General features: G+C 44.2%; 20 protein-coding genes, 5 tRNA genes and 1 pseudogene. 16 read left to right on the top strand and 10 right to left on the bottom strand.

Annotated elements, in window-relative coordinates; genetic code table 11:
* Positions 1-156 precede the first annotated feature (156 nt).
* The 4 genes from ACEPPX_RS06625 to ACEPPX_RS06610 all read left to right on the top strand — a co-directional run bounded on the left by ACEPPX_RS06625 (position 157) and on the right by ACEPPX_RS06610 (position 5,584).
* Positions 157-603 (top strand): DUF4124 domain-containing protein, encoded by a 447-nt coding sequence (locus ACEPPX_RS06625; RefSeq protein ID WP_416623421.1) that lies wholly within the window; start codon positions 157-159, stop codon positions 601-603.
* A gap of 195 nt (positions 604-798) precedes the next feature.
* Positions 799-2,664 carry an excinuclease ABC subunit UvrC gene (gene uvrC / locus ACEPPX_RS06620; RefSeq protein ID WP_416623420.1) on the top strand — a complete coding sequence of 622 codons (1,866 nt, stop codon included), beginning with the start codon at positions 799-801 and terminating at the stop codon, positions 2,662-2,664.
* A gap of 140 nt (positions 2,665-2,804) precedes the next feature.
* Positions 2,805-4,166 (top strand): DUF2868 domain-containing protein, encoded by a 1,362-nt coding sequence (locus ACEPPX_RS06615; RefSeq protein ID WP_416623419.1) that lies wholly within the window; start codon positions 2,805-2,807, stop codon positions 4,164-4,166.
* 83 nt (positions 4,167-4,249) lie between these two features.
* On the top strand, positions 4,250-5,584 hold the full coding sequence (locus ACEPPX_RS06610) for a DUF3482 domain-containing protein (protein WP_416623418.1): 1,335 nt from the start codon (positions 4,250-4,252) through the stop codon (positions 5,582-5,584).
* 952 nt (positions 5,585-6,536) lie between these two features.
* On the opposite strand, the gene ACEPPX_RS06605 is transcribed toward ACEPPX_RS06610, so the two are convergent.
* Positions 6,537-6,998, bottom strand: coding sequence for a c-type cytochrome (locus ACEPPX_RS06605; RefSeq protein WP_416623510.1), 462 nt, complete (start codon positions 6,996-6,998; stop codon positions 6,537-6,539).
* A 353-nt stretch (positions 6,999-7,351) separates the two neighbouring features.
* The gene (locus tag ACEPPX_RS06600; RefSeq protein ID WP_047760738.1) at positions 7,352-8,086 is read right to left on the bottom strand and encodes a ZIP family metal transporter; all 735 of its coding nucleotides are present in this window, start codon (positions 8,084-8,086) and stop codon (positions 7,352-7,354) included.
* Positions 8,087-8,514: 428 nt separating this feature from the next.
* On the opposite strand from ACEPPX_RS06600, the gene ACEPPX_RS06595 reads away from it, so the two are divergent.
* The 8 genes from ACEPPX_RS06595 to ACEPPX_RS06560 all read left to right on the top strand — a co-directional run bounded on the left by ACEPPX_RS06595 (position 8,515) and on the right by ACEPPX_RS06560 (position 12,831).
* A complete protein-coding gene (locus ACEPPX_RS06595) occupies positions 8,515-9,264 on the top strand; it encodes an SDR family oxidoreductase (protein ID WP_416623417.1) in 750 nt (249 codons plus the stop codon).
* 250 nt (positions 9,265-9,514) lie between these two features.
* On the top strand, positions 9,515-10,084 hold the full coding sequence (pgsA, locus tag ACEPPX_RS06590) for a CDP-diacylglycerol--glycerol-3-phosphate 3-phosphatidyltransferase (protein ID WP_047760740.1): 570 nt from the start codon (positions 9,515-9,517) through the stop codon (positions 10,082-10,084).
* A 69-nt stretch (positions 10,085-10,153) separates the two neighbouring features.
* Positions 10,154-10,229 (top strand) — tRNA-Gly (locus tag ACEPPX_RS06585).
* Positions 10,230-10,251: 22 nt separating this feature from the next.
* A tRNA-Gly gene (locus tag ACEPPX_RS06580) sits at positions 10,252-10,327 on the top strand.
* 22 nt (positions 10,328-10,349) lie between these two features.
* Positions 10,350-10,425: transfer RNA gene (locus ACEPPX_RS06575), tRNA-Gly, on the top strand.
* 48 nt (positions 10,426-10,473) lie between these two features.
* Positions 10,474-10,547 (top strand) — tRNA-Cys (locus tag ACEPPX_RS06570).
* A gap of 131 nt (positions 10,548-10,678) precedes the next feature.
* Positions 10,679-10,768: transfer RNA gene (locus tag ACEPPX_RS06565), tRNA-Leu, on the top strand.
* 1,652 nt (positions 10,769-12,420) lie between these two features.
* Positions 12,421-12,831: a hypothetical protein gene (locus ACEPPX_RS06560; protein ID WP_416623416.1), complete on the top strand. Its 411-nt coding sequence runs from the start codon at positions 12,421-12,423 to the stop codon at positions 12,829-12,831.
* 244 nt (positions 12,832-13,075) lie between these two features.
* Here the strand turns inward: ACEPPX_RS06560 and brnQ are convergent, their stop codons facing one another.
* From brnQ to rluD, 3 genes are all read right to left on the bottom strand, one after another.
* Positions 13,076-14,407 (bottom strand): branched-chain amino acid transport system II carrier protein, encoded by a 1,332-nt coding sequence (gene brnQ, locus ACEPPX_RS06555; protein WP_416623415.1) that lies wholly within the window; start codon positions 14,405-14,407, stop codon positions 13,076-13,078.
* Positions 14,408-14,588: 181 nt separating this feature from the next.
* Entirely contained in the window at positions 14,589-15,365 is a 777-nt protein-coding gene (pgeF, locus tag ACEPPX_RS06550; RefSeq protein WP_416623414.1) for a peptidoglycan editing factor PgeF, read from the bottom strand.
* A gap of 134 nt (positions 15,366-15,499) precedes the next feature.
* Complete coding sequence (rluD, locus tag ACEPPX_RS06545) at positions 15,500-16,621, bottom strand: 23S rRNA pseudouridine(1911/1915/1917) synthase RluD (RefSeq protein ID WP_416623413.1); 1,122 nt, start codon at positions 16,619-16,621, stop codon at positions 15,500-15,502.
* Between rluD and ACEPPX_RS06540 the strand changes: the two genes are divergently transcribed.
* Both ACEPPX_RS06540 and ubiM read left to right on the top strand, forming a co-directional pair.
* Entirely contained in the window at positions 16,620-17,423 is an 804-nt protein-coding gene (locus ACEPPX_RS06540; protein WP_047760744.1) for an outer membrane protein assembly factor BamD, read from the top strand. The two genes, rluD and ACEPPX_RS06540, sit on opposite strands and share 2 nt — an antisense overlap.
* A gap of 197 nt (positions 17,424-17,620) precedes the next feature.
* A complete protein-coding gene (ubiM, locus tag ACEPPX_RS06535; protein ID WP_416623412.1) occupies positions 17,621-18,805 on the top strand; it encodes a 5-demethoxyubiquinol-8 5-hydroxylase UbiM in 1,185 nt (394 codons plus the stop codon).
* A 230-nt stretch (positions 18,806-19,035) separates the two neighbouring features.
* Here the strand turns inward: ubiM and rpmG are convergent, their stop codons facing one another.
* From rpmG to ACEPPX_RS06510, 5 genes are all read right to left on the bottom strand, one after another.
* The gene (gene rpmG / locus ACEPPX_RS06530; RefSeq protein ID WP_003684373.1) at positions 19,036-19,191 is read right to left on the bottom strand and encodes a 50S ribosomal protein L33; all 156 of its coding nucleotides are present in this window, start codon (positions 19,189-19,191) and stop codon (positions 19,036-19,038) included.
* A 26-nt stretch (positions 19,192-19,217) separates the two neighbouring features.
* The gene (gene rpmB / locus ACEPPX_RS06525; protein ID WP_002216391.1) at positions 19,218-19,451 is read right to left on the bottom strand and encodes a 50S ribosomal protein L28; all 234 of its coding nucleotides are present in this window, start codon (positions 19,449-19,451) and stop codon (positions 19,218-19,220) included.
* A 365-nt stretch (positions 19,452-19,816) separates the two neighbouring features.
* Entirely contained in the window at positions 19,817-21,250 is a 1,434-nt protein-coding gene (locus ACEPPX_RS06520) for an efflux transporter outer membrane subunit (protein WP_416623411.1), read from the bottom strand.
* A gap of 1 nt (position 21,251) precedes the next feature.
* Positions 21,252-24,524, bottom strand: coding sequence for an efflux RND transporter permease subunit (locus ACEPPX_RS06515; RefSeq protein ID WP_416623410.1), 3,273 nt, complete (start codon positions 24,522-24,524; stop codon positions 21,252-21,254).
* A gap of 9 nt (positions 24,525-24,533) precedes the next feature.
* Positions 24,534-25,781, bottom strand: a complete 1,248-nt coding sequence (locus tag ACEPPX_RS06510) for an efflux RND transporter periplasmic adaptor subunit (protein ID WP_416623409.1) — start codon at positions 25,779-25,781, stop codon at positions 24,534-24,536.
* Positions 25,782-26,057: 276 nt separating this feature from the next.
* Here ACEPPX_RS06510 and ACEPPX_RS06505 point away from each other — a divergent pair, with 276 nt between their 5' ends.
* Both ACEPPX_RS06505 and ACEPPX_RS06500 read left to right on the top strand, forming a co-directional pair.
* Complete coding sequence (locus ACEPPX_RS06505; RefSeq protein WP_047760748.1) at positions 26,058-26,723, top strand: TetR family transcriptional regulator; 666 nt, start codon at positions 26,058-26,060, stop codon at positions 26,721-26,723.
* A gap of 140 nt (positions 26,724-26,863) precedes the next feature.
* Positions 26,864-26,954 (top strand): annotated as a pseudogene (locus ACEPPX_RS06500) (IS1595 family transposase); the annotation flags it as partial.

Raw genomic sequence — 26,954 nt, 5'->3', positions numbered from 1 at the left:
AAGATGCACGGCATTGTAGCAAATTTACACCCTTTCTGTCAGGCCGTTTTACGAAAATTTAGCCAAATTTCCGCCCTTTCCCACCCATGACATCCCGCTGATTACACAGTACAATAGCAGGGCTATGAAAACCACAATTTAGGGGAATAACCGACTATGCAACTTATCAAAACCGCCAAAATTCTCGCCCTAGGCGTATTGTTCGCAAGCAGCAGCTTATACGCATCAGAAGTATTCAGCTGGAAAAATGCCAACGGCAGCACAAGTTACTCAGACGTACCACGCAATCTCAAACCTTCTCATGCCAGCCGTCTGAACGTGCGTACCCAAACCGTCACCCCGCCGCCTGCCGCTCCCGCAGCACAACCGGCAAGCGGAGAATCCTTGGCCGAACAGCAACAACAACTCAGCAACCAAGTGGCGCAACATAACCGGCAAATCGAAGAGCAAAATAAAAAAATCGAAGAAGAAAACCGTCAGCAACGCGAAGCCAACTGTAAAACAGCCCGCATGAACCGCCAGTTTGCGGAGAGTGCCCGCAGCAACAACCGCGATCAGCTCATACAGCGTTATGACGCGGATATCAGCAAATTCTGCAACTGATAGCCAAGCGGTAAACATATCTATTATGCTTATGCGGGACAAATCTTAAGTAAAGTTTGTCCCGTAATTTTTGCAAACTCGATTTAGCTTGAATACACAACAAAAACCACTTCATCGCAATATCAATAAAGCCCGGAAAAGATTTTCCGGGCTTCCACCGTTTTCAGACGGCTGCCAAGAATTAATGTATTATTTATGCCGTCTGAAACCTATCCGTCGCACACCGTGAGCCAAACTTTCGATATTGATATTTTTCTTAAAAACCTACCCAACCTACCAGGCGTTTACCGCATGCTAGACCGGGATGGACACGTGTTATACGTCGGGAAAGCCGTCAACTTGAAAAGGCGGGTGTCAAGCTATTTCCAAAAAAATGACCATTCGCCGCGCATTAAACTGATGCTCAAACAAGTTGCTTCGGTGGAAACCACCCTTACCCGCAGTGAAGCCGAAGCTCTGATTTTGGAAAACAACTTCATCAAAGCCCTCTCACCCAAATACAACATCTTATTTCGCGACGACAAAAGCTATCCTTATCTCATGCTCAGCGGTCACGACTACCCGCAAATGGCTTATTACCGCGGTACGCTAAAAAAAACAAACCAATATTTCGGCCCCTACCCCAACGGTTACGCCGTACGCGACAGCATCCAAATTCTGCAAAAAGTATTCCGTCTCCGCACCTGTGAAGACAGCGTTTTCGAACACCGGGACCGAGCCTGCCTGCTCTATCAAATCCGCCGCTGCTCAGGCCCCTGTGTCGGACACATTAGCCAAGAAGATTACAAAGCCAGCGTACAAGAGGCCGTTACATTTCTCAACGGTAAAACCGGCGAACTCACCCAAACCCTTCAATACAAAATGCAACAGGCCGCCGCTGCCCTCAATTTCGAAGAAGCGGCACGCTTCCGCGACCAACTGCAAGCCTTGGGATTAGTACAAAGCCAACAATTTATCGACAGCAAAAACCCCAACAATCCCAACGATATCGATATTCTCGCCCTGCTTATCCAAAGCGGTACGGTCTGTATCCACTGGGTCAGCATACGCGGCGGACGGCATGTCGGCGACAAAAGTTTCTTCCCCGATCTCCGTAACGATCCCGACCCACAAGCACAAGACTATGCGGAGGCCTTTATCGCCCAACACTATTTAGGCAAAAACAAACCCGATATCATCATCAGTAACTTTACCGTCTCCACCACCGTGCAAGAAGCTCTGACTCTTGAACACGGTAAGCAAATACAGTTCGTCACCAAAACGATAGGCGAACGGCGGATATGGTTGAAAATGGCCGAACAAAATGCCCGCCTAGCCATGACCCAACACAAACTACAACATCACAACCAAGAACAACGTATCGAAGATTTGGCACGCATCCTCAACACCGACAGCGACAATCTTCAACGGTTAGAGTGTTTTGATATCAGCCACACCCAAGGCGAAGCAACTACAGCATCATGTGTTGTATACGACGAACATAAAATCCAACCCGGCCAATACCGCCGCTACAACATTACCACCGCAAAACCAGGCGACGATTATGCCGCCATGCAAGAGGTATTGACCCGTCATTACGGCAAAATGGCGGAAGCACAAGCCAACGGAGAAAGCGTCAAATGGCCTGATGCCGTCTTAATCGACGGAGGTAAAGGGCAAGTCGGTGTTGCCCTCAACGTTTGGCAGGAGCTTGGCCTTAATATCCCCATCATCGGTATCGCCAAAGGCCCCGAACGCAAAGCCGGCTTAGAAGAACTTATCCTCCCGCTCACCGGAGAAACGTTCCGCCTGCCGCCCAATAGCCCTGCCCTGCACTTACTGCAAACCGTACGCGACGAATCTCACCGCTTCGCCATTACCGGCCATCGTAAAAAGCGCGATAAGGCACGCATTACCTCATCACTCACTGACATTCCGGGTATCGGCAGCAAACGCCGCCAAGCGCTCCTAACCCGCTTTGGCGGGCTAAGGGGTGTTGCGGCAGCCAGCAAAGAAGACTTGGCTCAAGTAGAAGGTATTAGTGCCGCATTGGCCCAAAAAATATATGACAGCCTACATTAAAGAGCGACTGTTCATATAAAGAAAGCAGGCCGCCTGAATTTCATATCCATAAATTTCAGACGGCCTCTTTATCAGCTACTGCAAAAAACACTTATGCTAAAATTGTTTTTTCACTTTGATTCAGACGGCATCCTACTCTTATGCTCAATCCGTCCCGCCAGCTCACCGAACTCGTCCGCCTGTTGCAAGAGCGCGGCTATATTTTTTCTGCCGACCCCGAGCCGATAACCGAAACCCTCCGCCATACCGAAGGTAGTCCGGAAACCAAGCTAAACCGCCGCGCCGAAATGATTGATAGCGATCATCGCCTTCAGGACGCACTGACCCGAGTACGAAGTACATTTTCTTGGCTACTATTGGCCGCTACCCTCTTTTGGCTGTTCGGCGGCTTTACCGGCACTTTTACCCTCATGCAACAATCAGGCTTGAATTTCTTTTTCATCCTTGCCAGCGTGCTCGGCCTACACACTTTCATGCTACTGGCTTGGTTACTGTTCGCCTTGATGCCGCGCTTCAAATCTAACGGTTTTGTTGTCAACCCTGCTTTATGGATACGCGGCAAAGATCCTATAAACCAAGCCATTTTACGTTTATATGGTGACGAATGGCACAAACCCGGCATGCGCTGGCAAATAAGTCTGATCAGCCATCGACTTTGGTTAGCCGCTTTGAGCGGGATGCTTGCCGCGGTCATTTTATTACTGATGGTGCGGCAATATACCTTCAACTGGGAAAGCACTTTACTGAGCGACGGAGCATTTGCCAGTATCGTACAGATTTTGGCGTGGCTCCCTGCCAAACTAGGCTTTCCAACCCCCGATACCCAAGCCGTTTTGGCAAGCCGAATGAGTGGCGATACCACAACCGCCCGACAATGGGGCGGATTGCTCATCGGCAGCATCATCTGTTACGGCTGGCTGCCGCGGGCTGCTGCTTGGTTGATATGCAAATGGCTGGCCAAAAGCGTGCAAAGCCCGCTACCTATCGAGAAACCGTATTACCAACAAATTCTACAACTTTGGCAAACCAAAATAGTAGATGCCGACATCCACACCGAAACCGTGAAATCCGTCCAGCCCAAAATCCGCTTGGACGAGGACACCCCAAAATGGGCCATCATGCTTGAAAGTCCATGGTCCGACCCAACATGGCACCGCCATATACTCGGTATGCATTGGTTAGATAAAGGAATAGCAGACAGCCGCGACGCCGTAGCAGCCTTAAAACAAGAATTATCTCAACAGCCTGTACAACTTTTAGTAGGCGTACGTACGCGCCAAGTACCTGACCGCGGTATTCTGCGTCAATTGCTTACTCTAGCCGAAGCAGCCCAAGGAGGCGTAATTGTGCAACTGTTGGCAGAAGCTGACAGCCATCCTTCAGACGGCCTTCAAAATTATATGGAGCAATGGCATACGGCTTTAGCCGAACGCCAGCTTGCATGGCTTGATCCGCCGCGCATCAGTCAGCAAAGCCGTACCCAGCCGACTATTGAAAAATAAAATGATATTTCTCAATTTTCATAATATTGAATACGGTTTTCAGACGGCCTAAAAGCTGTTTCAAAACGATTAGGATAAACCATATGAAGCCCCTATCACTTGCCGTAGTAGGCCATACCAATACCGGTAAAACCTCACTTTTGCGAACACTTCTGCGCGATAGCAATTTCGGAGAGGTAAAAAATGCGGCCGCCACCACCCGCCATGTCGAAAAGGCCGCAATCAATAACGGTAGCGAAACCTTGGTTTATCTTTATGACACACCCGGATTAGAAGATGCGGGCGGCGTATTAGACTGGCTGGAGGAAAACACATCACCACGTTCAGACGGCATCGAACGGTTGCAACAATTTCTCGAAAGCCCCGCTGCCACAGGAGATTTCAATCAAGAAGCCAAAGTATTGCGCCAACTGCTGCAAAGCGATATGGCTTTATATGTTGTAGACGCTCGCGAACCTGTTTTAAACAAATACAAAGACGAGCTCACCGTATTGTCTTGGTGTGCAAAACCAGTGATGCCTGTTTTCAACTTTATCGCAGAACAAGACCTAACCGACTGGACGACAATGCTTGCCCGCCGAAACCTACACGTATACAGCGGATTCGATACTGTAGCTTTTGATTTTGAAGGAGAAATTCGTTTATGGGACAACCTTGCCACCATGCTACCCGATCGCGGAGTACTTGACCGGCTTATCGCCATGCGCCGCCGGGAATGGCAGCAGCTTGATATCGAATCCAAACGTGATATAGCCCACTTCCTACTTGACGTTGCAGCATACAAGCAAGAAATCAATGAAGACGACAACCCGCAGCCTGTTCTACAAACTATGCAGGCGGCCGTCCGACAACTCGAACGCAAGCTACAACAACAGCTTTTTCACAACTACCGCTTTTATCACAGTGAAATCGACACCGGCGAATGGATGTTGAAAGAGTTCCGCCAAGACCCGTTCGATAGCGAACTTTTAAAAGAATACGGTATACGCACCACTACCGGAGCCGCTACGGGGGCACTCATCGGCCTAGGCGTAGATATGGTTACCCTCGGCGGCTCACTCGGATTAGGAACCGCCATCGGCAGTGTTTTAGGTGGAGTTCTACCAAATATGCAAACCATTTCCGACAAACTTTCCGGCAAACAAACTTTACATATCGATCCAGAAACTATCACCCTACTGGCTGCCCGGGCATTAGATTTACTCACGGCGCTGCAAAGCCGCGGCCATGCGGCGCAGACACAAATCCGAATGCAAAGCGGCAAAGCACCTTGGCAGGCTTCGAAATTACCCACAGCTTTAAATAAGGCACGCAGCCAAAGTAAGTGGTCGTCTCTCAATACCCACCAACCTGAACAAAGCCATCGCGAGCGCACAGAAAGTGCTAACGACTTAATCAAACTCCTAGGCAACAGCTAATTTACAGCGAATCTTATCGGATAAGGGGTAATGTACAGACACTAACTTTCATACCACCCGAGTATTTCCGTACCCTATCGTATTCTTATAAAAATACAAATTCTCAGGATAAACCCGCCTAAACAATAACCCTGATGCCCTTAGGCCACTGATTTGACATTCCGTCAAAGTGAAAAAAAACGAACAAAAATAAGTTTACAAATGTGCGTTATGTTGCGATTTTGCTTTTTTTATGATGGAAATCGCAAAATTTAATTGACTAACCACGACAAAACAGGGACAATAACACCCGTTAAGTTGCTTAGCGCAGCTTAACTTTCTCCTCTATTTCTCCTTTGTAGACTTGGCGCGCATCCTTTTTGATGCGCGTATTTTTTATCCATGAAATTTAACTACAAAATAACAACACCATCACACAGATAACGTAATAAAATAAACAAATGATTGACGGCACTTACAAATTTTTGGCATAATTTCAACATTGATTGGTTTAAACTTACCAGTTAATAGTTTCTCCTCTATTTCTCCTTTGTAGACTTGGCACACATTCCAAAAGAATGTGTGCATTTTTTTATCTTAAGAATCAATACAAAGGAAAAGGCGCATAATAAAAATCATAACCCCCCTCTCTTTTTAACATATACAAGCCAGTATGATGCAGAATCTCATCACCATATAGTTCATCCTCTAAACCATATGCAAATTTGTAGTAAAGATACATATATAAGTGATATTAAACTACAAACCCTTTCCCTAAGAGCAGGAGAAAATACCGTACGAACTATTCGGTCCAGAACAAAACCTATGCTCATAAAATAACCAACCTGTATCAAAGCATTTTCAACCTTTAATTAAATATATTAAATCGAAAGTTATTAACCGAGTTTAGCCATAAATATAAAAGGCCGTCTGAAACATTTCAGACGGCCTTTTATATTTATGGCTAAACAACTTATTTAGGACGGCGGAATGTATCGTGACAAGATTTACAACTTGCTCCAACATTACCATAAGCAACTTTAATAGCCTCCAAGTTACCTGTTTGAGCCTGAGCGTTCAACTCAGCAACCGCAGCGGCAAATTTTTCTTTTTGGGCATTAAATTCGTCCGGTTTTTCCCAAGTAACCGGTAATAAGTCGCCATCACCTTGCTCATCTTTTTGAAAATGTTCAAAAGGCTTTTTACTATCTTCTGCAAACGCAGCAGCGGCAGTTTTAAACTTTTCCACATCATAAGGCTCTTCGCCTTTTACCATTTTGCCCATACTGCTGAAATTCGGCATCATCGCTTTAAAAGCTGTAGTGCGGGCCTCTGAAATTGGCCCTTTTGCAGGTTCGCCGGATGTACCGCCACTACCGCAAGCAGTTAACGCAAAAACTAACGTCGAGTTCAAGAGTACCAAAGCTGTTTTCATTTTCATCATTTTTTCCTTTCCACAAGTAAAGTTCACTTTGAAAGGATAATGGGCGAACATGGTTTTTCTGTCAATGATTTACTTAAGAAAAAATGTCGTACAGCCGATTTACAGGCTTAAGAAATATAACCATATCCACAAAAAATAAAGCCGAGCAACATTTTCAAGAGAACATACATCACATATTTAGGTTCATGCTCGATAAAAATAGTTGGTCGGCTACATATCCATCTTTCGATTTTTATAACTACTTTACGAAAAACGGAATATACCAATAATTAAATCAAAAAATCATATGGAATTTCTCATTCATAATATTCAAAAAATTATTATATTACAAATATTTCAATAAGTTACTTTACACCCAACATTTGAATGCTCCAAAATGCCAAAAAGCCGGCAAATAGCACCAAGGTATAGTAATTTTTTTCTTCTGTTTCATGTGCCTCTATCAATAATTCCTCTGTAACCAAATACAAGAGCGCGGCAGCACTGCAAGCGAGAACAGCCGATATAACCATAGTCGAAGCATTACTGAGGAGCAAGTTGCCCAAATAAGCAAAAGCCAGAATTTCAATACCTAACACCGCAGTAACCGCTACAATTTTCCAGCCTTTCAATCTATCCGATACTAAAGCTAACCCTAAAAACAACATTTCTACCGATAAACCCAAGGCCAATATCATACCTGTTTCAGTATTACTGGCAAAACCCGCACCAATAATCAAGCCATCAACGGCAATATCAATAAACGTCGCAACCAACATTCCCAAAGCCAATCCTTTAGGCTCCCCCTCCCGCTGCTTTGATAATTCTTTTTTCTCTAAATAATCGGTCAACAGCTTCATACCAAACATAAAAAAACTACCCAATGCAAAAGAAATAATCAATATAGAAGGCTTTGCATGTTCGCGTGCAATTTCCGGCAGTAACTCAGTGGCTAATGCCGCCAGAATTACGCCGGCCGCAAAGTGCTGTATCATGCTCCTAGCCTGAGGGGAAGGATTCCAAAGTAAGGCAACAACACCGCCTATTACCGATATCACTGCCGGAATCAACATAAATACAAAAGGTGAAACTGCATTCATCAAGAAATACTCCTAAAAATTAATAAATTAGATTATGGTTGTGATCCTAGATTCTATAATGATAAGTAATCAATCTTTAGCCAAACTTAAAAATAAAATTAAAGCTGTCTTCTACCGGTCAATAAAAAGCATCCGGCCATAAAAAATGGGATAAAGGCCTACATAAAAAAACATAAAACGGATACTGATTCATACCGTATCTGGTTTACTCTTCACCACTACTCCTGCTAAGCATTAGGAGCAGCAAGCAAAATACAGTTCCCACAAGCCACCGCATAACTATTGGCCATAAATCATTTATACACCTTTCTTTACAGATAGCCATTTGATTCATTTTATATTTACTGGTTTCCGACCTCTTCAAACCTTATAATGCTTTTATTTTAGTAAGCACACACTATCAAATAACTGTTTTCCAAGGAGAGATAATGGCTATTTTAATAACCGGCGCTTCCGCCGGATTTGGCTTAGCAATGTGCCATAGCTTTATAAAAGCAGGATTTCAAGTAATCGGAGCAGCCAGACGCATAGATAAGCTGCAGGAACTACAAGACATATTAGGCTCTAAATTTACGGCTCTGGAGATGGATGTATCCAACAAAGAAAGTATTCGTAACGCATTAGAAAGACTACCTGAGCCCTTCCAACAAATAGACTGCCTCATCAATAACGCAGGTTTGGCACTGGGCTTGGATCCTGCATATAAAGCAGATTTTGAAGACTGGGAAACCATGATCCAAACCAATATCATCGGACTCACTTATCTAACCCGGCAAATACTACCTCAAATGGTAGCCCGTAATAGTGGTTACATTATCAATATCGGTTCGATCGCCGGCACCTATCCCTATCCCGGAGGTAATGTATACGGTGCAACCAAGGCATATGTAAGACAATTTAGCTTAAACTTACGTGCCGACTTAGCAGGAACCGGTATACGCGTTAGCAATATAGAACCGGGATTATGCGGAGGAACCGAATTTTCCAATGTACGCTTCAAAGGCGATCATGAAAAAGCGGCCCAATTATACGAAAAAGTACAATTCATTCGTCCCGAAGATATTGCAGACACCGTATTATGGTTATATCGCAGTCCAGCGCACATGAACGTAAACAGTATAGAAATCATGCCTGTTGCCCAAAGCTTTGGCGCATTACCTGTTCATCGCGAACCATAAAATGATACAGCATCCGAAAGCCTTCTCAAACACGACATACCTCATTCCGAGAAGGTTTTCTGTCCGCTAAGAAGAAAAGTTAGAATAAAATGCTCCGACTGGCCATCAGGACCTGCAATAAACATAAAAACTTAATGATGACCGGAGATCCGAATCTGCCAGAAATCCACAAGCATCATCATAAATTCGCTATAATAGGCCATATTTTAGCCCTCCTGATAACTTCAAAAAAGAGAGTCTTGCCGAAACCATGCCGTGGAACATCCCGATTTTCCTCACTTGGATGCGCGTCCTGCTCATTCCGGTATTTACTATCTTATTTTTCTTACCCAAAGAGTGGCTAAACGACCATATCACCGTCAATTGGCTAGCTGCATTTATCTTTGCTGCCGCAGCGATAACCGATTGGTTTGACGGATTCTTAGCCCGCCGCTGGAAGCAAACATCCGATTTCGGGGCCTTTTTGGATCCTGTAGCCGACAAACTGATGGTTGCCGTTGCATTGATCCTACTTGTCAGCTTGGGGCGCACATACGCCATATTTGCCATGATTATCATTGGCCGTGAAATTACCATTTCCGCTTTACGCGAATGGATGGCTCAAATGGGTAAGCGTGGCAGTGTTGCTGTAGCCACCATAGGTAAATTTAAAACTGCAGCACAAATGGCAGCCATTTTATGTTTACTCGTCGGCCTAAGAAATTTTTACGGTTTTGACTTAATATATATCGGCAATATGCTGATGTTGATTGCATCAATATTAACCATTTGGTCTATGTTCTATTATCTTAAAATGGCTTGGAAAGAGTTCCAACAATAATTTTTCCTAAATGCTTGACATTTATTTTTTAGACACTATAATAGCTTTCTCTCTTCACTAGAGAACAAAGCGGGAATAGCTCAGTTGGTAGAGCGCAACCTTGCCAAGGTTGAGGTCGCGAGTTCGAGACTCGTTTCCCGCTCCAAAATTAATTTTGACATACCCACGCGGGAATAGCTCAGTTGGTAGAGCGCAACCTTGCCAAGGTTGAGGTCGCGAGTTCGAGACTCGTTTCCCGCTCCAAAATTAATTTTGACATACCCACGCGGGAATAGCTCAGTTGGTAGAGCGTAACCTTGCCAAGGTTGAGGTCGCGAGTTCGAGACTCGTTTCCCGCTCCAAATATAAACCAAGCCGTTTAAACCACAAAACGGCTTGTTTGCAGTTTAGGCGGAATGGCAGAGTGGTTATGCAGCGGCCTGCAAAGCCGTGGACGCCGGTTCGATTCCGACTTCCGCCTCCAAATACAAAAGCCTTAATGGCGGGGTGGCAGAGTGTTTATGCGTTAAGGGATGCAACCCTTATCTAGGCCGGTTAAAATCCGCGCCCCCGCCTCCAGTTAAATATATTCAAGAAATAAAAAGCTTGAGTATAGCCCGGGTGGTGAAATAGGTAGACACAACGGACTTAAAATCCGTCGACCCTAAACAGGTCGTGCCGGTTCGATTCCGGCTCCGGGCACCACACTCAAAAACAGCAGCCTTTTTAGGTTGCTTTTTTTACGCCTTATATCGTCCGATAACACCCACAAGATTCAATCAGAGCAAGGCTTTCAGCCGGTTCACCTATTCTCCTGCCACTGATTTTATATCCAATAACATCTAAAGCATAAAGTAATTCTGCTAAATCAACTTAAAAGAGGGGTATATTTTAGGAATGCTCTATAAATATCCTTGGAAACACCCCCCGAAATGCTGCTAAGTAACCTCAAATTTAAAACACTAAAGCCTACAAGTTTCAGACGGCATTTAAGCCCCCATACTTGGTTATTATCTCGCAGGCAGTAAATTGTAGCGGCTAAATACCATATTGGTAAAAAGAAAGATTGCTTTCAATTGGTAAATACCCCTGCCGTATCACTTGAGGAAGATGAGGCCACCAAAATACTATTCTCCTCGCAGGGAAAGCTTTTACCACATCTAAGAGCAAGCCAAAACTGCAAGAAGCACTGTACAGGTTTAACACCTTCAGACAATTATCCCTCATGGTGCACCGTCAATCTATACCGCTGAAAGCCCATAAGGCGGAAAAAGCTATTGCACTACGCACAGAACATACTGGCACTTATAAGCAATATACCGTTGAATAAAACCAATTTGGCAGTCATTGAGAACCTGCTGAATCAAATTGCTGTACAAGGTTTAATTCCTATTACCGAAACATCAGGTAACCAACAGAGGCTATTTTGCATATGCGGTCATGTCGGAATTTACAAATCATAAACCTGTCTAGGTATTAAAGTAGTATTTATCCAACCTCATAACCAAACATATGTCCGCCTTGCCGTGTACAGAGTACCGGAGTTTTACTGCCGTTTGTCGATGGTCAACGTGGATCAACACAACAGAAATGGTGTGTTATTTGATTATGTATTTATTAGGGGCGGTTCATGTGAAAAGAAATCGACGGCAAGGAAATACTATGTGTGCTGACAAAAAATGAAATGGCCAAAGCCGCATAAAGTACTCTTGTCTGATTGAATAGTCGGTTGTTGCAAAAACTACACGGTTTAATCAGCTCCCCCCCCTGCTCCCAGCAAAAATACCAGCAACTATATTAGTAGCAATCCCATAAGAAAAATCATCACTGGCATGGATTACAAGTTGCTATTACTATACCCCAAAGCCTCATAAGTCTTGCCAGTAGCTTTTTGAGTGAGCAAGGTTTTAACCCTGGCACAATATGATTTGTAACTTGCCAAAGTTCAAGAAAACAAGATACGTACTACCTATAACCAACCGAACTGACTATATATGACAGAACGCCGAGCCATAATGCAATGAATACAGCAAAACGGCACAACGAAGCGACAACCAGCTGAAAAGCCATGATAAACATTAATTTATCTGGATAAATACTCTACCTGTAGAGCCATTATTTTTGTTATTTATTGTGAACGATATAGGCCAGTTAGCCAAACACAATTTATAGGTTGCTTGCACTTACCTCATGATATGAAAACCTATTGCTCGCATATCAATATTTTCGTATGATATTCCAAATAAATTTAAATATGTCTTAATGTATAAATTTCTTCTACAATATTTGTTCAATTTTATTCTTTATATTACTACCCCATCATTTCTAAAACGCTTTATCAAATAAGGATTTAAACCATGCTTATTCGTTCAATCTCAACATTATCCCTATCTATAATGTTAGCCGTAACACCGTTAGCAGCTATTGCAAACAGCGATAAGCCTGTTAAAACGGTAAATGTACAATTTAAACCCGGCACCTCCTCCGCTACTTATAAAGGGAAAATTAAAGGTTATGATTTTGACAGCTACCGCTTTTATGCAAAAAAAGGGCAAACCTTAAATATTAATTGGAATAACAGTAATCCGAACATCGATGTTTCAGTACGCTATTTAGGTCAGAATAAAAGTGATGAATTATTAGCAACCTCTGATCAGATTCTCCCTTTTACCGGGCCTTATGAAGTACGTGTTTTACAAACCCGAAATGGAGCCAGAAAAAATAATAATCTACAGCCATATACGGTCAAGATATCAATTACAAATTAAAAAATACCATTAATATTGCAGCGGTATGGCACATAGTGCCATACCGCTGCAATAATTTGTGTTTCTCTTCTTAGTCTGTTATTTGAATTAAATTTTTACTCTCCGCATTAGCAATAAAATATCTATGTTCGCAGGCCAGGATTTTATTATTTTTTAAGTAGTAAGTTTTAATTATTAGATTTCTTCCAATCATCATTCTTACTTTAAAAGGCCGTCTGAAACTCAATTTCAGACGGCCTTTAATTTAAGATCTTTTTTTCTTTAAAGCTACATTCAACATACAGCCTAATAAGAATCCTACCAGTGCAGGTAAAATCCATCCCAATCCTACATCATAAAATGGCAACGTATTATTGATAGACTCTAAAGTTTTAGCGCTAAATCCAAATGCGGTTTTATATGCATCCAACAATCCTACTACCAATGTTGCAAACATCGTGCATGCATAAACAATACGGCTTCCGCCAAAAAAGTTATGCAAAAATGCCAATAAAATAATCACTACTGTTAATGGATAGAGCAACATCAGCATCGGAATAGAGAAACTAATAATACCGCTCAAGCCTTTATTGGCCAAAATACATGAGACAAGTGTAAAAATAATAGCAAAGTTTCTGTAGGAAACCTGAGGGAAAACCCTGTTGAAATACTCTGAACAAGAAGTAATTAAGCCGACAGAAGTGCTCAAACAAGCCAAGAATACAATCACCGCCAACAAAACATTCCCGCCAACACCAAAATAATGTTGAGCTGATAAAGCTAAAACCTGAGCACCGTTATCAAGCAAACCTAACAAGCCAACACTGGTAGCCCCCATATAAGCAATCGAAGCATATACCAAAACCAAACATAGAGCGGCCAAGGCACCGGCAGCAATAGTTAAGCGCATGATTTGGTTTTGATTTTCAACCCCCATTGATTTCACTGCGTCAATAACAATAATGGCAAACACCAACGAAGCCAATGCATCCATGGTGTTATAACCTTCCAAAAAGCCTGTCAACACCGGTAATTCTACAAAACCGCCCTGCGCAGCCTGTAAATCACTCATGGGCGAAAAAATAGCGGCTCCAACCAAAATTGCAATACTTAACAATAAAGCGGGTGTTAAAACCTTACCAATACGGTCAACCAATTTACCCGGAGAAATAGACAGCCAATAAGTAACGGCGAAAAATACCACACTACTAACAGCCAAAGCGATTTCCTTCCCATATTTGGTCAGCTCACCCAAAAACGGGACAACACCAATTTCATAAGCTACTGTGGCTGTACGTGGAATAGCAAACATCGGACCGATAGAAAGATAAAGCAATACGGCAAAAGCAAAACCAAACCACGGAGTGACGCGCGAGGCCAACTCTTGTACATCGCGCGAACCCGAATAACCGATTGCGGCTACCCCCAACAAAGGCAAGCCGACACCAGTCAACATAAAACCAAACATTGCCGACCATAAATTACTACCGGCTTGCTGCCCCATTGCCGCAGGGAAAATCAAGTTGCCCGCACCAAAAAACAATGCGAACAGCATCAAACCTGTGGCGATCATCATACCTTTAATTTTATTATCCATATTATCCAAATATTACCTGCCGAATTATTTATATTTCAGCGATTTATGTTAAACCCACAATTCGTAACATCTTCGCGTGTTACCATGCAAACTTCTTTAAGACAGGCCGTTTTAAATACCGGCTACGGCTCTTGATAAATTTAATATCAAAATTTCAAAAATATCATATCCCCCTTATGCTTTAATCTTTATTTAACCAAATGGCACTTACCATACGTCCGGTTTGCCCGTCCCGACGATATGAGAAAAATGAATCACGTTCCAATACGGTGCAGCGATCCCCGCCGTAAATTTGCGTCACACCTTCCCGCCGCAATATCAAACGTGCCAGCATATAAATATCTGCTAAATACTTACCATCTCCGATCGGCTCGAAGGCTGCCTCCGCCAAAGGCATCTCTCGACAAAAAGCATCATAGACATCCTGCCCTACTTCAAAAGCGTCAGCGCCAATAGCCGGCCCCAAATAAGCCAATATTTCTTCAGGCGGCACGCCCATGGCAGCCACCGTATTTTGTAATATACCGCCCTGCAAACCGCGCCACCCAGCATGTGCCGCTGCAACCACCGTACCCGTGCGGTCACAAAACAAAACCGGCAGGCAATCGGCAGTCATCACGGCACAAGCAACCATTCCGCTACGATCTATACTCGCATCTGCATCAGCAGGCACCTCTCCATCAACCGCCTGTACGACATCCGTACCATGCACTTGATTAAGGTATTTTAGAGGTAAGCCGACCTGATTCTGAATTTTTCGCCGATTTTCACAAACAGCCTCATCATCATCGCCGACATGCATACCGACATTCATACTATGAAAAGGCGCCTTACTAACACCGCCGTTACGCGTACTGATTAATGTATGCACATTCGAAGGAGCGGGCCAATCCGCCCGCAGAAATACTGTTTCGCCGTTGCTTATCCCAATTGCCTCATTTAAATCAAATGATTTCATGCTACAGCTTTCTTCTTTCTGTTTTCAGACGGCCTCATAATATATATAGAGACTGCCATATTTTTCAAAAACACCGATTCTACAATATAAAGTATCAAACATGCATAAAGCATTTTCAAGAAATATCATTCGGCTTAATCACGCACATACATGACTTCAACATCATAGTCATCATCATTCCAATCATCATCGTCATCGCCGCCCAGCTTGTCTTTCCACTCGACCGCGTCGCTCAACGATGAATCCAATCCGGCCTCCAAACGCAAGACTGATAGCAAATGATACATATCCTCCGGAATAGGAGCTTCAAAAGAAACCGTTTCCCCGCGGAGCGGATGAACAAAGCTCAAACGATAAGCATGCAGCGCCTGCCGTGCCAGTCCTTTAACTGCTTCTTTAACCGGATCGGAACATATATGGCGCGGATTACCGTATACGGGATCTCCGGCCAAAGGATGATTGGCTTCCCGCATGTGTACGCGGATTTGATGCGTCCTCCCCGTTTCCAATGCACACTCTATATAACTGTGCGCCCGATAACGTTCCAATACCTTCACATGCGTTACCGCAGGCTTGCCGCCAAACTTCACTACCGCCATTTTTAAACGGTTATGCGGATCACGCCCAATCAAAGTATCGATTTTGCCATCGAAAGGCACGACGCCATTCGCAACCGCACGGTAAATCCGCTTCACCGTACGCGCTTGCAACTGCTGAACCAAATGATTTTGCGCCGGCAAAGTTTTTGCTACAACCATCAAACCGCTGGTTTCTTTGTCCAACCGATGTACGATACCTGCCCGTGGTACTTGTGCCAAACCCGGACAATATGCCAACAAACCATTTAACAAAGTACCGCTCCAGTTACCGGCTGCCGGATGCACCACCAAACCGGCAGGCTTATTAATCACGATTACGGTATCGTCTTCATAAACGATATCCAAATCCATCTCTTCCGCAGTAAAAGCTAATGCTTCATCGTTCACCTTTACGGTTACTGCAATTTGTTCGCCACCTATTAATTTATCTTTCGGTTGTGTTGGTTTATTATTTAGTAAAACCGCACCCTCTTTAATCCATCCGGTCAGGCGGCTGCGTGAGTAGTCAGGCAATAATTTAGCTAAAGCCGCATCCAAACGCATACCGGCAAAGTCGACCGGAATGGTTAAATTTATGCAACTTTCTGCATCAGGGGCTGCCGAAAACTCCAAATCATCGTTATAATCGGCTTCATTGTCAAAGGAAGTGTTTTGCATGAAAAAAATTCTTTTAGTAGTAACTCTAGGCTTGGCATTGGGCGGCTGTGCCGCTACCGGCACCGTAGATAAAGATGCCCAAATGACCCAAGATTGGACAGTAGAACGTCTTTACACTGAGGCGCAAGACGACTTAAACAGCAACAATTATACTAGAGCCATCAAGTTATACGAAATTTTAGAATCGCGCTTCCCTAATGGCCGCCATGCGCAACAAGCGCAGCTTGACACCGCATATGCCTACTATAAAGATGACGAACCTGAAAAAGCCCTCGCCGCAGTTGAGCGTTTCCAGCGTATGTACCCCCAACATCCGAATATGGATTACGCCCTTTATTTAAAAGGCCTCATCCTCTTCAATGAAGATCAGTCTTTCCTGAACAAACTGGCCTCGCAAGACTGGTCTGACCGAGATCCAAAAGCAAACCGCGATGCTTATCATGCTTTTGCGCAATTAATCGAACGCTATCCCAACAGTCGCTACGCACAAGATGCCACCGAACGCATGACCAAGCTGGTAGATGCCTTGGGAGGTAATGAAATTGCGGTAGCCCGCTATTACATGAAACGCGGAGCCTATTTGGCGGCTGCAAACCGTGCGCAAAAAGTGGTTCAGCAGTATCAAAACACACGTTTTGTAGAAGAGGCTCTAGCCATCATGGAGCAAGCCTATCAACGGTTAAACAAACCCCAATTGGCAGACGATACCCGCCGTATTTTATCGCAAAACTTCCCCAACAGCCCCTATCTGCAAACCGGATGGAAATTGGATAGCATGCCTTGGTGGCGTTATTGGAAATAAGCGATCCGATTAGAAATATTTCAGACGGCATTTTAATAAATGCCGTCTGAATTTTTTTATGCTTATATTTAAACTATCCAAGCTTACCTGCATCAGACTTTGACATATATTAAGCAAATTTCAAAAGTTTTCCCTCAAACGGCCACTTTCGTTTATCCTCACCCAGCTTGAAATATTTATTATTCCAAGGAAGCACCATGACAACGAACAGCGATATTTTAGTTATCGGCGCTGGCCCTGCCGGTTTAAGTTTTGCCGCTGTGCTCGCTGACAGCGGTCTGAATATTACCCTAATAGAGAAAAGTTCTCTGGAAACGCTTCAAAATCCGCCTTATGATGGTCGTGAAATCGCCCTTACCCACGTTTCAAAAAATATTATGCAACGGTTAGGCATATGGCAAAGAATTTCAGAAAACGAAATCTATCCCCTACGTGATGCCAAAGTATTGAACGGTAATTCTTCCTACCAACTCCATTTCCCCCCTCCCGATCAAACCCTGAATATTTCAGCAGACTGCTTAGGCTATCTTATTTCCAATCACAACATACGCCAAGCGGCTTATGAAAGCATTCGCGATAAAAAAAATATTACTTTATTGTGCAATAGCACCGTAATACATACACAAACCGACACTCAAGGTGTATCAGCAACCCTCGACAACGGCAAAACGTTAACGGCCCGCCTGTTAATTGCCGCAGACAGCCGCTTTTCCCAAACAAGACGCCAGTTTGGCATTTCCTGCGATATGCATGACTACAGCCGGACAATGTTTGTCTGTCGTATGAAGCACACTATCTCCAACCAACATACGGCTTACGAATGTTTCCATTATGGTCGAACCATCGCCTTGCTCCCACTGGAAGAGCACCTCACGAATACAGTCATCACCGTAGATAGCGACAAAGCAGCCGAAATCGAATCTATGACACCTAAAGCGTTAGCGGCAAGTATACAAAAACAGATCAACCACCGATTAGGCGACATGGAGTTGGCCAGCACCATACACAGTTACCCCTTGGTAGGTATGATTGCCCAACGTTTTTACGGCACCCGTAGTGCTGTTATCGGCGATGCGGCAGTTGGTATGCATCCTGTCACTGCTCACGGTTTCAACCTCGGTTTATCCAGTGCAGAGATTTTAGCCACATTAATTCTGAATGCCCACAAGCATCATTTGGATATTGGTTCGGAACATATCCTGAGCCAATACAATGCTAAACATATGCGCCAAGCCAAACCGTTGTATCATGGTACCAATATGTTGTTGAAATTATTTACCGATGAGACGCCTCCGGCTAAACTGTTGCGCAATGCCGTATTAAGAATCGGCAATAATTTCCCACCGATTAAAAAACTGATTACCAAACAGCTTACAGGGTAGCTAATAAGTGAGATGAGGGTTATTTAATATCTAATAGGCCATCTGAAATACATTTTCAGACGGCCTATTTTGAATATAAACAGAGTATAGATAAGAAAGCCGGCTTCGTACAAAACACAAACCAAGCCGCAACATAAGCCGTCTGATTATATTTAGAAGGACTCTTTCAAAATAAAAAACCTTTGTGTAAACACAAAGGTTTTTTAGCACAGACTACTATCAAAAACCAATTATTTCAATTTGGTTTCTTTATAGATAACATGCTTACGGGCTACCGGATCAAATTTTTTGATCTCTAGCTTGCCGGGCATAGTGCGTTTGTTTTTGGTAGTGGTGTAAAAGTGGCCAGTACCTGCACTAGATTCCAATTTGATTTTATCGCGCATTGCAGTAATCCTCAGTAAGCGTTAAATTAAGCTTCGCCGCGAGCACGCAGATCAGCCAATACGACATCAATGCCTACTTTATCAATGGTGCGCAATGCTGCGTTAGATACACGCAGGCGAACCCAGCGGTTTTCACTCTCTACCCAAAAACGACGTGATTGCAAGTTGGGCAAAAAACGACGTTTGGTTTTGTTGTTGGCGTGTGATACGTTGTTGCCAGACATCGGGCGCTTACCGGTCACTTTGCAAACTCGTGCCATGGTCAGTCTCCAAACTTCTAAAATAGTAAAACGTGATTTATATCACGAAATACCCTCTTCTTTCAAGTAGCTTTTTGAAACAGCTATAATTTCAGAAGCAAACCAAATAGAATATGTTGTGTTTTACCAAACAAGTAATCTTAACAAGATAAAAAATACCTCCTTGCAACAATAAAAAATCACTCGCCACCAAAAGTAACGCTCAATTTACGCAAAGCCTGCCCTAGCGGCCTGATTACCTCATGAATCGTGCTTAATCGGCTTGATGAAAACCATGTGTAATTCTCATAAAAAAATGCCGTCTGAAAATATTCATATCCTATTTTCAGACGGCCTCCAGCAACTTATAACATCAATAACATATTTTACTGAGAAACAGGCTCTTCTTGGGTAGTAAAGCGCTTTAAACCTCCTCCAAGTGCTTTATATAGATCGGCTAAATTTTCCAAACGAGTAAGCTGCGTGCTCAATAAAGCCGTATCCGCACCATAGCTACTACGTTCTGCATCTAGCAAATCTAACGCACTGGCCACGCCGTGTTTATAGCGTAAATTAACCAATCTCAAATAATCGGCATATGCTTTGCTTTGGCTAACATTCGCCGCATACGTTTTATCCAGCTGCTCCCGTGCGACCAAAGCATCAGCAACATCTCTGAAAGCCGACTGTACAACCGCTTCATAATTAACTACTTCTACTTGTTGTTTCAATTTTGCATAGTCCAAATTGGCAACATTACTACCCCAATTGAAAATCGACAGATTAATACTGGGCGCAAATGTCCAAGTACGGTTACCAGCACCGAACAAACCGCTCAACTCAGTAGATCCGGTTCCCACCATACCCGTGAGACTGATGCTCGGAAAAAAGGCGGCGCGGGCCGCTCCGATATTGGCATTGGCTTGTTTCAAAGCAAATTCTGCGGCACGAATATCCGGTCGGTTCAGCAATACTTCCGAAGATAATCCGGCAGGCAGCCGCTCAATTTTAAACTGCTTACTTAAAGGCAACCCATCCGGCAAATCATCAGGTAACGGTTGGTTAATCAACACCGCCAAAGCATTACGCGCTTGTTCCCTGCCTTGCACCGCAGAGGAGTAAGATGCCTTCGCTGCTTCAATTAGTGCTTCCTGCTGCCGTAAATCGACTGCGGATATTACTCCTGCCTTATGCTTCAATTGAGTCAGCTTATAAGTTTGTTCGCGGGTTTTTAAAACATTTTGCGCCAACTTCATGCTTTCTTCGGCATAACGCTCATTAAAATAGGCCTTTGCCACCCCCGCAATCAAAGCTAAATGGGCAGAATCTTTACCGGCCACGGTTGCAAAATAACTTTGCAAAGCAGCCTCTGCATTACTACGTGCCTTGCCGAACAAATCTATCTCATAAGCCGTAATGCCCAAACCTATATTATAGGCAGAGGAAATAGACGAAGCTCCTCCGGCCAGGTCTGCAGCAACACGCGACCGACTGCCGCTACCGCTGGCATTGATACCAGGCAGTAATGAGGCCCTGCTGATCATATATTGAGAACGCACAGCCTCTGCATTGAGTGCCGCTGCTTTCAGATCCGTATTCTGAGCCAAAGCCAACTCAATCAGCCGATGTAAGCGCGGGTCTGCAAAATAATCCTGCCACCCCAAAGAGGCTGCTTGGATTCCGGGCTCGGCAGTATCATATTTAAAAGAAGTGGGTATATTCACCGCAGGTTGCTCATATTTCGGAATCATCGTACATGCCGACAAAATGAGACCTGCCGCCACCGCAGTCAAAACAGGTTTTATAGTTGTCATTTTCATCTTAACTATCCTTGCTTTCATCTTCCGTCGGATAAGTATGCTCAAGTGAGCGACTACCTGTTTGCGCATCATGCAGGTACTTATCGGCCATTTCAGGCGTAATGCCGGCTTCTACCGCATGCTGCCGCGCACGTTCCTGCTCATGTGTACTACCCTTAAAGAGTTTTCGCACGACGACATAAAACAACGGCACTAAGAAAACAGCCAATACTGTACCAATCAACATACCCCACAATACGGTTGTACCAATGGCACGCTGGCTTGCAGAACTGGCACCCGATGCCACGTATAAAGGCACTACACCCAAAATAAATGCGAACGAAGTCATAATAATCGGACGGAAGCGTAAATGAGCCGCAGAGAGTGCCGCCTCAACCGCCGTTTTGCCTTGGGCTTGTAAGTCTTTGGCAAACTCAATAATCAAGATAGCATTTTTGGCACTTAAACCGATAACCGTAATCAAGCCTACTTGGAAATAAATATCATTGAGATATGAAGGCGGCAAGCCAAAAAGACCACCGGTCAGATTGCGACCGGTTACCCCCAGTACCACACCTAAAAACCCCAACGGCACTACTAAAATTACAGCCAACGGAATCGACCAGCTTTCATACAAAGCGGCCAAAGCCAAAAACACAGCCAAAATAGCAAAACCGTATAGGATCATAGTTTGCGACTTACCCTTGGCTTCCTCTCGCGACTGTCCTGCCCATTCAAGGCTGTAGCCGTCCATTTCATTCACCATGCGTTGTACTTCAGCCATTACTTCACCGGATGAATAACCGGCCGCGGCCGCACCGTCAATCTGCATTGCCGGATAACCGTTAAACCGAACACTTTGTTCCATACCCGTTTGCCAAGATGCAGTCGCTATCGACGCAAGCGGTACGGCAATACCCGAGCTGTTAGGTACAGTAATACGTAATAGATCCTCAGGCTGCATGCGGGAGGCAGCATCAGACTGTACGATAACACGTTGCAACCGGCCATTATTCGGGAAGTCATTAATATAAGCCGACCCCAAAGCCGACCCTAGAGCAGTACGGATGCTGGAAAAATCGATTCCTTGCGCAGCTGCTGCCAAACGGTCGATTTCAATTCTCAATTGAGGAGCATCTTCCAAACCTGAAGAACGCACATTGGCCGGATTAAACATCGGATTCTGGCGCATTTTTCCAATTAGCTCGTTACGCTTGGCAAGTAACGCGGCATGACCGTTATTATTACGATCCTGCAAATACATGCTAAACCCAGAACTTGTACCAAGCTCCATAATAGCCGGCGGATTCAATACCAAAGCGAAACCGTCTTTCACGCTTCCCATCAGCGCACCGGTAATCTTGCCGGCAACAGAAGAAGCATCGCTACCCGGAGCCTTGCGCTCACTCCAGTCTTTCAATGTAACGAAACCAAAACCCATATTCTGTCCCGAACCTGCAAAGCTGAAGCCCGAAACACCAATAAAGCTTTCCACTTCCGGCATTGAGGTGATTACCTTATTAGCTATAGCTAAAGTGGCATCCGTACGCTCTTTGGTGGCGCCCGCGGGCAGCTGTACCATCATCATTAAACTGCCTTGGTCTTCCTGAGGTAGGAATGAGCTGGGGATACGCATGAATAAGAATGCCGCAATACCACCCAACGCCAAATAAACCATCATCATACGGAAAGTTTTACGTAAAACTTTAGCAACCCACCCTTCATAACCATGCGTCCATGCCGTAAATTTACGGTTAAACCAACCGAAAAATCCGGTTTTTTCATGGTGTTGTCCTTTGGGGATTGGTTTCAACAAAGAAGCACATAAAGCAGGTGTCAGCGAAAGAGCCAAAAAGGCAGAAAAAGCAATCGCAATTGCCATAGTTACGGCAAACTGTCGGTAAATATTTCCTGTTACCCCACTGAACATCGCCAAGGGGACAAATACCGAAATCAAAACGGCGGTAATACCGATAACCGCGCCGGAAATCTGTCCCATTGCTTTTTTAGTAGCTTCCCGAGGCGACAAACCTTCTTCCGCCATAATCCGCTCAACGTTTTCCACCACTACAATCGCATCATCAACAACAATTCCGATAACCAATACCATGGCAAACATGGTCAATACGTTAATCGACATTCCCAAATACCAAATAGATGCGAAAGCTCCTAATAGAGAAATCGGCACTACGATAGTAGGGATAAGGGTATATCGGATATTTTGTAAAAACAAAAACATCACGATAAACACCAGCACAATTGCCTCAAGAAGGGTGTGCACTACTTTTTCAATAGAGATGCTGACAAATTTAGATGTGTCGTAAGGTGCACTCCAAGTCAAATCTCCGGGGAAAAAGCGCTGCAGCTGCTCCATTTTCGCTCTTACTGCAGCAGCCGTTGCCATGGCATTACCGCTATTTGACAACATTACAGCCATACCGACAGAAGGCTCGCCATTTAAACGTGTAGACGAACTGTAGCTTTGGCTGCCCAACTCGATTTTTGCTACGTCCTGCAAATAAACGTTCGCTCCGCTATTATTGGAGCGCAAAATAATCTTACCGAACTCTTCTGGAGTGGCCAGTTGCCCATCCACCGTTACCGTAGCACTGATTGTTTGCCCTGCAACCGCCGGCAGTGCTCCCAGTGTACCTGCTGAGATTTGTGCGTTTTGAGCGCTGATAGCTGCAGATACATCTGCAAACGATAAGTTGTAATTTTGTAATTTGGCAGGATCAACCCAAATTCGCATCGCGCGCTGCGAGCCAAACAAACGGGCATCACCTACTCCATCGATACGCTGTACCTCCGGTTTGATATTGCGTTCGATATAGTCAGCAATATCTTCTGTCGTCATCGTTTTAGACGACATCATCAAGACCATCAGAAAATTTGAGCGCGATTTGGATACCACTACCCCGTTTTGCTGAACCGTAGCGGGGAGTGCGGCCGTAATTTCAGAAAGTTTGTTTTGAACATCAACTTGCGCGAGGTTTTCGTCAACATTAGGTTTAAAAGTAAGGCTAACCGTACCTGAGCCGCTGGAAGTTGCATTGGTAGACATATAATCCAAGCCTTCTACACCATTCATATTGCGTTCGATTACCGACAGAACGCTGTCTTCCATCACTTGTGCAGAAGCTCCCGGATAAGTGGCCGTCAATGTAATTGTCGGCGCTCCAACCGAGGGATATTGTGATACCGGCAGATTTTGAATGCCAAGTAAGCCGGCAATGATGATAAAAATCGCAATTACCCATGCAAAGATAGGTCGGTCAATAAAAAACTTTGCCATTTCCGTTCCTTACTTTGCTGACGAAGCTGTAGGTTCAGATGCCGGCGCACCTGCAGGCATCTTGTCAGATTGGGTAGCTTGTACTTGATTAGGATTACTCCATTCTTTAGGCGTAACTTTTTTCGCACCACTCATTGCCGCTATCGACAAACCTTCGACAATCACCTTATCTCCGGCCTGTAGTCCGCCCGTAATAATCCAATTGCTACCTTGTTGTTGGCTTACAGTCACCATCTTCGGCGCCATTGTTCCGTCTGCATTTACAACCATTACTGTATCTTGCTGGCCACGCGCAACCGCCTGCTGGGGAACAACAAAAGCATTCGCCATTTTTGCCTGTGGCAGATCTACACGAACATACAGGCCGGGTAGCAATACGTTATCCGGATTAGGCACTTCCGCACGCAATGTTACCTGACCTGTTGTTGCATCAACGGTCGGATCTGCAAACAACAGGCGGCCTTTATGTGCATATCGGGCGCCATCCTCCATCAAAATATCAACCTCTACCGCGCCGTTTACCGACTGCATTGTTCCATCAGCAATACTTTGGCGCATCTTCATTACAGAAGATGCAGATTGGGTTAGATTGACATACAGCGGATTGGTTTGCTGTATTTTTGCCAAAACTGTCGCATCATTGGCTGATACCAATGTACCTTCAGATACATTTGATTGCCCGATGAAACCTGAAATCGGAGCTGTAATACGGGAATAATTCACATTGATTTGTGAAGATTTAATGGCTGCTTGTGCGGATTTAACAGATGCCTCTGCAGCACGTTTCGCCTGCACAGCAGCATCATATTCCTGTTTGCTGATCGCATCTGCATCAACCAAAGGCTTATAACGAGCCAAATCGGCATTAGCCTTTGCTAACGATGCCTGAGCCGAAGCTAATTGGGCGCGGGCACTTTCTAAATTAGCGCTATAAACCGCATTATCTAATTGATATAGCGGCTGGCCTGCTTTTACGTAGCTCCCTTCTTGGAAAAGTCGACGCTTAATGATACCCCCTACTTGCGCCCGCACTTCTGCCGAACGGTGTGCTTCCAACCGCCCCGGCAGATTAGTGCTAATGACTACCTGCTGCGGTTGAACTGTTACCACTCCGACTACTGGAGCCGGCCTCTCGGCAGCTGCCGCACTTTTTTGTTTTTGTGCAGCCGTGTCTGATCCGCCACATGCCTGCAATACCAATGCAGCCGATATTACCAATACCGGCAAGCGCAATTTTTTGGGTATATTGCTCAACATTTTTCTTTTCCTATTTTATAAAATTCCATAAATCAAGCGGCAATCACACTTTCCGCAAACAGCATACGGAATTTTATAGTATTTTCCGCATCTAAACTGTTAAGCCATGCTCTGCTGCCCGTTTCTTACCGTTAGGAAGAAATAAATTTTGCCTACAAGTTCTCTCGTTATTTTAAAAATATTATTTTTAAATTATACATACACCATTGTATGTAATAAAGATACATCATTATAATATCTTTGTTTTTTTTTTACAAATTATAACTATAGACCACTATGCGAAAAACAAAAGCCGAGGCTATGAAAACCCGTGAACACCTGCTACTGGCCGCACTAGATACCTTTTACAGCCGTGGCGTAGCACGAGCCTCTCTCAACGAAATTGCCCAAGCCGCAGGTGTTACCCGCGGTGCCCTATACTGGCATTTTAAAAATAAAGAAGATCTTTTCGATGCCCTATTCCAACATATCTGTAACGATTTCAATACTAAAACAGCCACTGATATAAACAATATATCTGCCGATGCATGGCAAGGGCTGCGGTATACCCTGATAAATCTGTTCGAACAAATGCAGAGCAATGTAATACATCAAAAATTTATCAGCATCTTGTATTTGAAATGCGAGCATACAGAAGAGAACCAAGCTATCGTCAACCTGATGCACCGCTATAACCAGCTTTTTTGGCACGACCAACTATATGCCTCACTGCAACAATGTATTGATCAAGGAAAGCTACCTGCTAACCTGAATATAGAAGCAGCAGCCATTTATCTGAAATCACTCTGCTCCGGCCTGATGCGTATCCTGCTTACAGATACTTCAAAGCTGGATACCACTTTACTGATCCCCGCTATGATTGATACTGCTTTGCAGTCACTCAAACACAGCATGACTTTACGCCACCCTGGTAAACACGATACCGATACGAGCAGTACCTAACTTTTTAAAAAGGCCGTCTGAAAATTTTCAGACGGCCTTTTAAACCAACAATACCTTCCTAAATGGTATCTATCCGGCACAATAAATCCGATATTTATTTTGGAGCTGTATTAGATTGGCAGTTATGTTACCCTTTAAAAATGAAGATAACACACTGTAAACTATCTAAAAAAGTACAAAAAAAGTTGCTTGAATTTTTTGTACTTGAGGTAACCGCCCGTTCTGCTGCCA

Source organism: Neisseria sp. S1, assembly GCF_048060015.1.
GTDB classification, from domain to species: Bacteria; Pseudomonadota; Gammaproteobacteria; order Burkholderiales; family Neisseriaceae; genus Neisseria; species Neisseria arctica.
Note: the sequence above shows the minus strand (reverse complement) of the source record. Positions and strands in the feature narration are given on the sequence as shown.

Excerpts from the sequence above, each read along its gene's own strand:
- ACEPPX_RS06625 (WP_416623421.1), top strand. The coding sequence starts at position 157 with ATGCAACTTATCAAAACCGCCAAAATTCTCGCCCTAGGCGTATTGTTC.
- uvrC (WP_416623420.1), top strand. The coding sequence starts at position 799 with ATGCCGTCTGAAACCTATCCGTCGCACACCGTGAGCCAAACTTTCGAT.
- ACEPPX_RS06615 (WP_416623419.1), top strand. The coding sequence starts at position 2,805 with ATGCTCAATCCGTCCCGCCAGCTCACCGAACTCGTCCGCCTGTTGCAA.
- ACEPPX_RS06610 (WP_416623418.1), top strand. The coding sequence starts at position 4,250 with ATGAAGCCCCTATCACTTGCCGTAGTAGGCCATACCAATACCGGTAAA.
- ACEPPX_RS06605 (WP_416623510.1), bottom strand. The coding sequence starts at position 6,998 with ATGAAAACAGCTTTGGTACTCTTGAACTCGACGTTAGTTTTTGCGTTA.
- ACEPPX_RS06600 (WP_047760738.1), bottom strand. The coding sequence starts at position 8,086 with ATGAATGCAGTTTCACCTTTTGTATTTATGTTGATTCCGGCAGTGATA.
- ACEPPX_RS06595 (WP_416623417.1), top strand. The coding sequence starts at position 8,515 with ATGGCTATTTTAATAACCGGCGCTTCCGCCGGATTTGGCTTAGCAATG.
- pgsA (WP_047760740.1), top strand. The coding sequence starts at position 9,515 with ATGCCGTGGAACATCCCGATTTTCCTCACTTGGATGCGCGTCCTGCTC.
- ACEPPX_RS06560 (WP_416623416.1), top strand. The coding sequence starts at position 12,421 with ATGCTTATTCGTTCAATCTCAACATTATCCCTATCTATAATGTTAGCC.
- brnQ (WP_416623415.1), bottom strand. The coding sequence starts at position 14,407 with ATGGATAATAAAATTAAAGGTATGATGATCGCCACAGGTTTGATGCTG.
- pgeF (WP_416623414.1), bottom strand. The coding sequence starts at position 15,365 with ATGAAATCATTTGATTTAAATGAGGCAATTGGGATAAGCAACGGCGAA.
- ACEPPX_RS06540 (WP_047760744.1), top strand. The coding sequence starts at position 16,620 with ATGAAAAAAATTCTTTTAGTAGTAACTCTAGGCTTGGCATTGGGCGGC.
- rluD (WP_416623413.1), bottom strand. The coding sequence starts at position 16,621 with ATGCAAAACACTTCCTTTGACAATGAAGCCGATTATAACGATGATTTG.
- ubiM (WP_416623412.1), top strand. The coding sequence starts at position 17,621 with ATGACAACGAACAGCGATATTTTAGTTATCGGCGCTGGCCCTGCCGGT.
- rpmG (WP_003684373.1), bottom strand. The coding sequence starts at position 19,191 with ATGCGCGATAAAATCAAATTGGAATCTAGTGCAGGTACTGGCCACTTT.
- rpmB (WP_002216391.1), bottom strand. The coding sequence starts at position 19,451 with ATGGCACGAGTTTGCAAAGTGACCGGTAAGCGCCCGATGTCTGGCAAC.
- ACEPPX_RS06520 (WP_416623411.1), bottom strand. The coding sequence starts at position 21,250 with ATGAAAATGACAACTATAAAACCTGTTTTGACTGCGGTGGCGGCAGGT.
- ACEPPX_RS06515 (WP_416623410.1), bottom strand. The coding sequence starts at position 24,524 with ATGGCAAAGTTTTTTATTGACCGACCTATCTTTGCATGGGTAATTGCG.
- ACEPPX_RS06510 (WP_416623409.1), bottom strand. The coding sequence starts at position 25,781 with ATGTTGAGCAATATACCCAAAAAATTGCGCTTGCCGGTATTGGTAATA.
- ACEPPX_RS06505 (WP_047760748.1), top strand. The coding sequence starts at position 26,058 with ATGCGAAAAACAAAAGCCGAGGCTATGAAAACCCGTGAACACCTGCTA.